The 8,803-nt window shown below is 73.0% G+C and carries 4 protein-coding genes; 1 reads left to right on the top strand and 3 read right to left on the bottom strand.

The window, feature by feature from the left end:
• The 3 genes from AB0J66_RS49630 to AB0J66_RS49620 all read right to left on the bottom strand — a co-directional run.
• A partial coding sequence (locus AB0J66_RS49630) for a GAF domain-containing protein (RefSeq protein WP_364676537.1) occupies positions 1-1,722 on the bottom strand: 1,722 nt, incomplete at its 3' end.
• A gap of 63 nt (positions 1,723-1,785) precedes the next feature.
• Entirely contained in the window at positions 1,786-4,530 is a 2,745-nt protein-coding gene (locus AB0J66_RS49625) for an AAA family ATPase (protein ID WP_364676534.1), read from the bottom strand.
• Positions 4,531-4,589: 59 nt separating this feature from the next.
• The gene (locus AB0J66_RS49620; RefSeq protein ID WP_364676531.1) at positions 4,590-7,343 is read right to left on the bottom strand and encodes an AAA family ATPase; all 2,754 of its coding nucleotides are present in this window, start codon (positions 7,341-7,343) and stop codon (positions 4,590-4,592) included.
• 239 nt (positions 7,344-7,582) lie between these two features.
• Here AB0J66_RS49620 and AB0J66_RS49615 point away from each other — a divergent pair.
• A partial coding sequence (locus AB0J66_RS49615) for a GAF domain-containing protein (RefSeq protein WP_364676529.1) occupies positions 7,583-8,803 on the top strand: 1,221 nt, incomplete at its 3' end.

Here is an 8,803-nt window from a genome sequence, read left to right as displayed (position 1 = left end):
GATGTCCCGGAGCTCGCCGGTGGCCCGCTGGGCATGACTGAGCGCTTCCTCGATGTGGTCGGCAACGGCCGGCAAATCCTGCCGGGCCAGGGCCAGCCGGGCCATCTTCAAGGTGATGACGGTGTGGACGAGGCGTTGCTGGGCGCCGTCGTGCACGTCGCGTTGCAGCCGGCGGCGGGTCTCGTCGGCCGTCGACAGGACCCGGGCGCGGGAGGCCAGCAACTGGGCCCGGCTGGCCGCGTTGCTGACCGCGGTGCCCAGCAGATTCGCGAACCGCTGCAGCCGCCCTTCGATCCCGGGTGGCAGCGGCCCGGCGGCCGAGGTGGCGGTGAGCATTCCCCACACCCGGCTCTCCACCACGATCGGCGCCGCGACGCCGGCGGCGAGGTCGTGCCGGTGGGCGAAGGCAGCGTTCGGTTCCGTGCTGAAGTCGTCCACCCGGACAGCCCGCGCCGTTCGCCGGACCTGGTCCGGCAGCGTGCCGCCGGTGTAGCCGATCCGGGTGCCGGGTGGCGTGGGTCCGTCGCTCTGACTGATCACCGTCAGGCACGCGTCCTCCTCGAAGCGCACGAGGGTCATGGGCCGGCCGTCGAGAAGCTGTTGAGCCTCGGCGGCGACCGCCGTGAAGACGACGTCCGACGGTTCACCCCGGGCGACCAGTTCCGCGATCCGCAGCAGGGCCGCCTGCTCGTCGGCCAGCGCCCGCACATCGGCCCGGGCCTGGGAACTGGCGATGGCCGTACCGGCCAACTCCGCGAAACGCGCGAGCTTCTCCTCGATCCGTCGCGGCAGGGCACCCCGCCCAGCCGCGACCAGAGCCCCCCACAGCCGGTCCTCGGCCACGATCGGCGCGGCCGCACTGGACGAATATCCGCCGCCGGGTGCCAGCCGCGGCCACACGCCGGACATGTCGGGCAGCCGGTCCGTCCGGGCCGGCTGCCCGGTCCGCCCGACGCGCTGGGTGGCGCCGTCCCCTTCGGCCGGAGCGCGCATCCCCGCCTCTACTCCGGGCGGCGGATCGTGGGTCGCCACGACCTCGGTCGCCCCGCCCTCTTCGAAGCGCAACAGCGTCGTGAACCCCACCCCGACCAGGGTCGCCGCCTCGGCGACGACCGCCTCGAACACCTCACCGGGTGCGGCGTCGCGCGCGACGAGCTTGGCGACCCGCTGCAGGGCGGCGGCGAGCCGTTCAAGATCCTCGCGGGCCTGCGTGCCGGCGATCGCACCGGCCAGCAACTCGGTGAACTCCGCCAGTCGATCCTCGGTGCCCGGCGGAAGTTCCTCGCCGTTCGTCGAACCGACGGCCGTAAGACCCCACACTTGCGCGTTCACGATCACCGGGGCTCCGACCGCTGTCCGCCATCCCCAGCCGCGGACTTCGTCGGCCAGCGAACCGGACACGTTCTCCTCGTACGCCGTGATCCGGCTCGGCCGGCGGGAGTCCCAGACCATCCGGGCCAGAGTGCCGGACCCGAACGGGAGGTTGAGCCCGATGCTCCGATATCCGGTCGACCTGTTCCAGCGGCCGATCACCGTGGCCGTCTCGTCGCGGTACAGCCGCACCAGAGCGGCGTCGGTGCCTGGAATCAGCCGGCCGACCTCGGTCACCAGCGCCTCGAAGAGCTCAGCCCGGCCCGCCCCGCATGCCACCAACGTCGCCACCCGGCGCAACGCCGCCTGTTCGGCGGCCGACTGCCGAAGATCACCGAAGCTGTCCGTCATGGCCACACGCTCTCAGCGCGGGCCGGCACGTCGCGTACATCAGATGGTGTATATCCCGAGCTCTCAACCGCCGGACAGAGCCGGGCCGAGCTGTTTGCGGCCGGTCACACCGAGCTTGGCGTAGACGCGATGCAGGTGGGTGCTCACCGTGCTCGACGCCAGGAAGAGCTGCTCGGCGATCTCCGGGTTGGTCAGTCCCGAGGCGGCGAGGTGGGCGATCTGCAACTCCTGCGGCGTCAGCGTCCGGGCCGCGGCCGGCGCCCGGCGTGGGTGCTCGCCCGAGGCTCGCAGCTCCTGGCGGGCGCGTTCGGCCCACGGCTCGGTCCCCAGCGCCTGGAAGACCTGCCGGGCCGCGCGGAGCTGCCCGCGGGAATCGGCCGCCCGGCGATGGCGGCGCAGCCAGGCGCCGTAGGCCAGCTGCAACCGCGCCCGCTCGAACGGGAAGTCCGCGGAGATCCGGGGCAGGGCGGCGCGATAGGCCGCGTCCGCCTCGTCGTCCGGAGCGAGCAGAGCCGACGCGTAGGCGATGTTCGCCCGCAGGACGGGCCAGCCCGCCTTCTCAGCGATCGGCTCGCACACGGCGGCGATCGTGCGGAGCTCATCGAAGCGCCCGGACAGGGACGCCGCCTCGGCTAGATGCGGCAAGGCCCACAGCCGCGCGAACTCGTGATAGTGCAGGTCGGCCGGATCGAACAGGGTGCTGAGCTCGTCCACCGCCGCCGCCGGCCGCCCGGCGGCGAGGTTGGCCACCCCTCGGATCAGGGCGACCTGGCACAGCAGGAGCCGGGACCCCACCGCCAGAGCCTGCCGCTCGATCTCGTCCGCGGTCGCCAGCACGCCGTCGTCGTCGTCACCACGCAGCGCCCGGGCGAACGCCGCGAACAGCACACCCTCGACGTACCACGTCGTCTGGTTCGTCTCCGATGCCGTCCGCTGGACTTCCTCGGCCGAGGTCAGGGCGAGTTGAACGTCGCCGAGCAGGGCCGCGACGAGCGCTTGGGAGCCCAGCACCTGCGGCAGGAGGGTCAGCAGCCCTCGTCTGCGGATCGACACGAGCGCCGTCCGGAGGAAGGCGAGCGAGGACCGCAGATCGCCGACGCCGCTGGCCGCCAGCCCGAGGTGGTGCGCCGCCACGACTTCCGGTGTGGGCGAGAGAAGGATGCGGCGGATGCGGTCGAGCGACACCCGGCCGTGCTCGATCGGCGACACCAGGGCGATCAGGGCGACGTGACGAGGGTCCAGTTCGGGCAGGTCCATCTCCTCGACGATCCGCACGATCTGATCCCGCGCTGACGTACTCAGATCGACCCACCAGCACAAGACACTCATCGTCATCAGACTCCGAAGGGCCAGCTCGGTGCGGCCTTGTGCCTTCAGCCGGGCCGCGAGGCCGGCCAGCAGAGCGAAGGTCTGCTCGTAGGGCCACTGGACGCCGGTCGACATCAACCGCAGGTATTCCAGTTCGGTCCGTTCCGCCGGAGCAAGCTGGCCTTCGTCGATGTCCTCGATGAGGCTCTCCGTCTTCGCGAACTGACTGAAATCGATCCCGGTGTGCACGGCTCGCATCATCCGCCGTGCGCGCAGCGGCCCATCGGGTGTCAACCGTGCCGAACGTTCCCAGGCCCGCAGGGCCGAGCCCAGCGAACCGGCCGTTTCCGCGTGCTCGGCCAGGCCGGCCAGCCGGTCGGCCACCTCGGCGTCGGTGTCGACGGTCGCGGCGGCCAGATGCCAGACCTGCCGTGCCTCCTGGCCGTCCAGAACGGCGGCGATGGCGGCGTGGGTGGCCAGCCGGACCGCCGCCGGAGCCGACCGGGTGACGGCCCAGCGGATCAGCGGGTGCCGGAACCGCACTGTCTCCGCGTCGGCGACGACGAGCCCCGCGGCGACCGCCGCCTGGAAGTCGTCGACGGTCACGGCCGGCCCGTGCAGGCGGCGCGCGACGGCGAGCACCTCACCCAGGTCCACGGTCTCGTCCAGGGCAGCGATCAGAACAAGGGAGCGGGTCAGCGCCGGCAGGCGCGAGATCGTCAGCGCGTACGTGCGTTCCAGCCGTTCGGTGAGCGGAAGGTCCTCGGACAGCAGGTCGCTGCCGTCCCACCGGCTCGCGGCGACGCCGAGTTCGACCAGGCCCAGCGGGTTTCCGGCCGCCTCGCGGAGCACCCGTTGCGTCAGTTCGGGCGCCAGCCCGGGAGCGGACCTCCGTAGCAGCGCGAGGGCCGCGCCGGCCGGCAACGGCTCGAGCCGGTGCTCCGGCAGTCCCGAGCCGGCCAGCAGCGCCTCGGCCTCCTCGCCGTCCCGCAGTCCCATCAGCAGGCACACCCTGTCATCGGCCACGCGCCGGCCGATGAAGGCGAGTATGTCCCAGCTCTCCCGGTCGAGCCATTGCGCATCGTCGATGATCAGCACCCGTCCCGCACCGGTGGACCCGGTGACGCGGTTGAGGGCCGCCCGCGCCAACTGGTACCGCTCGGCCGGGCTGCCGGCGTCGCCCTCCGGGCCGCTCGCCGCCTCCCCCAGGCTGCCCGCTTCAGCCGGCAGCCGCCCCAGAAGCTCATCGACGGCGGCGTACGGCAGGTGCGTCTCGGTCGGCACCATGGTCACCGTGAGCACGGACATCCCTTGTTGCCGGGCCTGAGCCCCGGCCAGACGCAGGACGGCCGATTTGCCGATCCCGGCGGCCCCGCGCAGCACCATGGTGGAGCCGTTCGACCGCAGACAGCTTTCCAGGAGGTTCCGCACCAGGCTCTGCTCCCGGCCGCGGCCGAAGAGTTCCAGCTCCTCGTCGTCGTGCTCAGCGCCCCCGATCATTTCGCCCACGCTACCAACGCCGTGGCGATCAGATCCCGCAGCGAAGCCGGTCGCGGCCGTCATCGAGGCGTCGCGGCGCCCAGCCTCGTCGCCAGTTGGGTGCGGGAGGAGATGCCGAGTTTCGGGAACAGGCGGTACAGGATCGAGCCGACGGTACGCGGTGAGAGGTAGAGCTGCTGGCCGATCTCCCGGTTGGACAGACCGGCCGCGGCGAGACGGGCGACCTGCAGCTCCTGGGCGGTCAGAAGGTCGCGGCCGGGCTGTCCGGTGACGGCGGGACGTTCCCCGGCGGCACGGAGCTCGGAGGCGGCCTGGTCGGCCCAGGAGGTCGCACCGATGCGCTCGAAGACGGCACGGGCGGTCCGCAGCGGACTTCGAGACGCGGTCGTCCGGCGTCGCCGGCGCAACCAGGAGCCGTACGCGAGCTCGAGCCGGGCGCGGTGCCACGGCCAGCCGGTGAGATCGCGGGACAGGGCCGCCTTGAACAGCGGTTCGGCCGCGTCCTCGTCCGGAGCGAGCACAGCCCGGGCGTACTCCAAGTGGATGTGCAGAGCGGGTACCGGCACGTGCCGGGCCACCCCCTCGAAACCGGCCAGGACAAGGCGGGCCTCCTCCTCGAGTCCCGCGCCGCGGGCGGCCTCGGCCAGCGGCGCCACGGCGTGGATCCGTTCGGACTCGTGAAAGGCCGGCTCGGCGGGATCGAACATGCGACGGAAGTGGCCGTACGCGTCGGCGGGCCGGCCGCTGCGTAAGTCGCAGAAACCACGGGCAAGCCGGGCACAGGCCAGAAGGTTGTTCAGCCGTCGCGAGCCGGCCGCCTGTTCGACCCGGTCCGCCATGGACCGGGCTTGGTCGAGGTCGCCGCTGAGACTGAGGACCATGGCGTTGTTCACCAGGGAGCCGGTGTCCCAGATCGCCTGGCCGGTGTCGGCGGCCAGATGCCGCGCCTCCTCGACGGCCGTCCTCGCCTGTTCCCAGTCGCCCAGTTCCATCCGGTCCATCACCTGCATGGTGAGCACCTGGGAAAGCAGGCCCAGCCGGCCCGAGTCACGCAGCCGCCGTTCGGCCCGGCCCAGGAAGGCGACCGCTGACTCCGAGTGACCGATGGCGTGGGCGGCCATGCCGTACAGGAACAGCGCGTACGGATCGGTGACCTCGTCCGGTACGACGCGGGCGAGTGCGGCGGCGGCGGCCGGCCCCTCCTGGGTGGGATGAGCGACGGCGATGGCAGCGAGGTACCAGGGGTTGTCGCCCACTCCGGGCAGGCCGTTCGCCGTCGCCACGACGGCGTCCTGGGCGGCCCGGCCGGCCGGCGCCCACCAGGCCCGCAGCGCAGCGCCGTGCAGCAGCTTGAGGGCCAGCTCCCGGTCACCGGTCCGCTCACACCGCCGGGCGAGGTCACACAGCTCTAGGATCCGCCGGGCGTCGCCCGGCACGCCGTCGTTCAGGATCTCCCGCAGCCACTCCAGGCGAGCCCTGTCCAGGGCGGACAAGGCGCAGCCGCCGGCCTCGGCGACCAGCCGCTCGACCAGGTCGGCCCGGCCCGCGCCGAACGCGTGCTCGGCCGCCAGCAGCAGCCGGTGCCCGCGCGTGGCCTCGTCGGTGGTGAGCTGGGCCGAACGCTGCAGGGACCAGATGGCGGCGGCCACCGCGCCTCGGGACAACGGGATGCGGTGCGTGGCCTCGAGGTCGTCGGCGACCTCGTCGTCCGGCCCGACGATCGACTGTGCCCGATGCCAGCTACGCCGGTACGGTTCGCCGTCGAGCACGGCGGCCAGCGCCGCGTTGGCCGCCTGCCGGCGCGGCAGCGTTTCGGCCTGCACGATGCCCGACCGGACCAGCGGATGCCGGAACGTCACCCGGCTCTCGTCGAGACGGACCAGGCCCGCCTCGACCGCGGGGGTCCAGGCATGCGTGGTGACCTCGGCCCCGGCCAGCAGCGACGTGGCGGCCAGGATCTCCGCCAGGTCCTCGCTCTGGTCGACCGCGGCGACCAGGAGCGCGTCCCGGGTGAGGCGCGGCAGCGCCGCCAGCCGGCCACCGAAGGCGCGCTCCAGCCGGGCCGTCAACGGGAGGTGGCGGGGCGGCCCGGTGCTGGGATCGGCTATCGCCCGCCACGCGATCGGCAGCTCGACCAGCGCGAGCGGGTTGCCGAGACCTTCGCGCACGATGCGTTCCCGGCCGGCCGGCGGCAGATCGGCGGCCGTGACCGCGACGAGTTGCCGGGCGGCCGCGTCGGGCAGGCCGGAAAGCTCGATCAGCGGCGCGCCGGCGTGCAGCAACGGCCCGTCGTGCCCCGTCCGGATCGCGCCGACGAGCACCACCGGGTCGGCGCTGATCCGTCGGATCACGAAGGCCAGCACCTCGTGGGTCGAGCGATCCAGCCAGTGCACGTCGTCGGCCACGATGACCACCGGGCGGCGCCCGGCCGCCTCGGTGATCAGGTTCAGCGCGGCCAGCGCGATCATGAACGGCTCGGGTGGCGGGCCGTCGTCGGCGCCGAACGCGGTCAGCAGCGCCCGGCGCTGGGTGATCGGCAGGTGATCGACGGCCGCCATCAGTGGGCGCAGCAGCTGATGCAACCCGGCGAACGGCAGTTCGGCCTCCGCCTCGACACCGGTGGTCCGCAGCACCTCCCGCCCCATCGAGGTGCTGACGGTGACAGCGGCGATGAGCAGCGAGGACTTGCCGATGCCGGCGTCACCCCGCAGGAGCAGCCCTCCACCGGACTCGGCGCCGCCCTCGATCAGCTCAGTGATGAGGCGCAGCTCGTCGTCACGACCGAAAAGGCCGTCACGGCCGGAATTGGGCACAGTGGTCGCCGTCGTGCCGGGGGCGGAGCTACGAGTGCCGATGCGGACAGCATGCCCCCACACCGACCTGCCCGTCCATCGTCGCCGCGCCCGCCTCGGGCACCGTTTCGCTGATCGGCGGGTGACGATTGCAGTCGTTCGGGCGCAGGTCGCAGTCGATCGACGCTGGACCGGCGCTGCTGTCGCGGCGGACGATGGGTTGTGTCTGAGCCCGGCACAGGTCGAGGGGGCCCTCGGCGATGGCCGATGCACTGAACAGCGAGGACCTTGAACGGCTCGCCGCCGCGCTGCAGCGGGTGGCGGGGCTGGTGGCACATGATGCGGCGCCCGGTGAGGTGTTGGAGGCGGTGGTTGCCGAGGCGGCGGGTCTGGTCGGCGTGGCGTTCACGACGCTGTTGCGTTTCGAGTCCGACGGGGCCACGCAGGTCGTCGCAATTCATGATCCGCCGGACGGGGTCGAGGTGGGTATGCGTGCCCCGGCTGCGGGCGACGGCGCCACGCAGCGGGTGTGGCGGACCGGGCGACCGGCCCGCGCGGACCGGTTGCCCGGCATGTCCGGCGCATGGCCGCGGCTGGCGGCGGGGCGGGGGTTCTCGTCCAGCGCGGCCGCGCCGATCTTCGCCGAGGACCGGTTGTGGGGCGTGCTGGTGGCGGCGGGGCGTGTTGTCCTGCCGGCGCAGATCGAGGAGAAGCTCGCGCGTTTCGCGGAGCTGGCCGGTACGGCCATCGCCAGTTCCCAGGCCCGGGCCGATGTGCGCGCGCTGGCCGACGAGCAGGCGGCCCTGCTGCGGGTCGCGGAACTGGTCGCCGACGGCGGGCCCTCCGACCTGGTCTTCACGGCCGTCGCGGCCGAGGCGCAGCAGCTTCTCGACGGCCGGCCGATGACGCTGGTGCGCTACGAGCAGGACGCGGCGCTGATCGTGATCAGCCGCAGCGGGGGACCCGCGCCACCCGGAACCCGCATCGCGTACGAGCCCGGATCCTTGCCGGATCGCGTCCGGCGTGCGGCGACCGCCGCACGCGTGGACGACTACCGGGCGGAACCCGACGCCGCGCTGGCCCGCCGCTTCGGTCTCGCGGCCGCGGTCGCGGCGCCGATCGTGGTGGAGAACCGGGTGTGGGGAATGCTCACCGCCACCTCGGCCGCCGGGCCGCTGCCACCCGGCGTCGAGGAACGTCTGCAACGATTCGCCAACCTCGCCGGCACCGCGGTCAGCAACGCGGCCAGCCGGGCCCAGTTGCTGGCCTCCCGCGCCCGGGTCCTGTCGACGGCCGACGAGACCCGCCGCCGGCTCCAGCGCGACGTGCACGACGGCGCCCAGCAACGCCTCGTCCACACCGTCATCACCTTGAAATTGGCCCGGCGGGCTCTCGCCGAAGGCGACCTGTCAGCCGGCGCCGATCGCGTCGCCGAGGCGCTCGAGCAGGCCCAGCAGGCCACCAACGATCTCCGCGACTTG

Source organism: Actinoplanes sp. NPDC049598 (genome assembly GCF_040675435.1).
Taxonomy (GTDB): Bacteria; Actinomycetota; Actinomycetes; order Mycobacteriales; family Micromonosporaceae; genus Actinoplanes.
The sequence above is the reverse complement of the archived record's forward strand: the minus strand, read 5'-3'. Positions and strand labels throughout refer to the sequence as shown.

What these genes read in the sequence shown, in the direction of transcription:
- AB0J66_RS49625 (WP_364676534.1), bottom strand. Translation starts at nt 4,530, where the DNA reads ATGATCGGGGGCGCTGAGCACGACGACGAGGAGCTGGAACTCTTCGGC.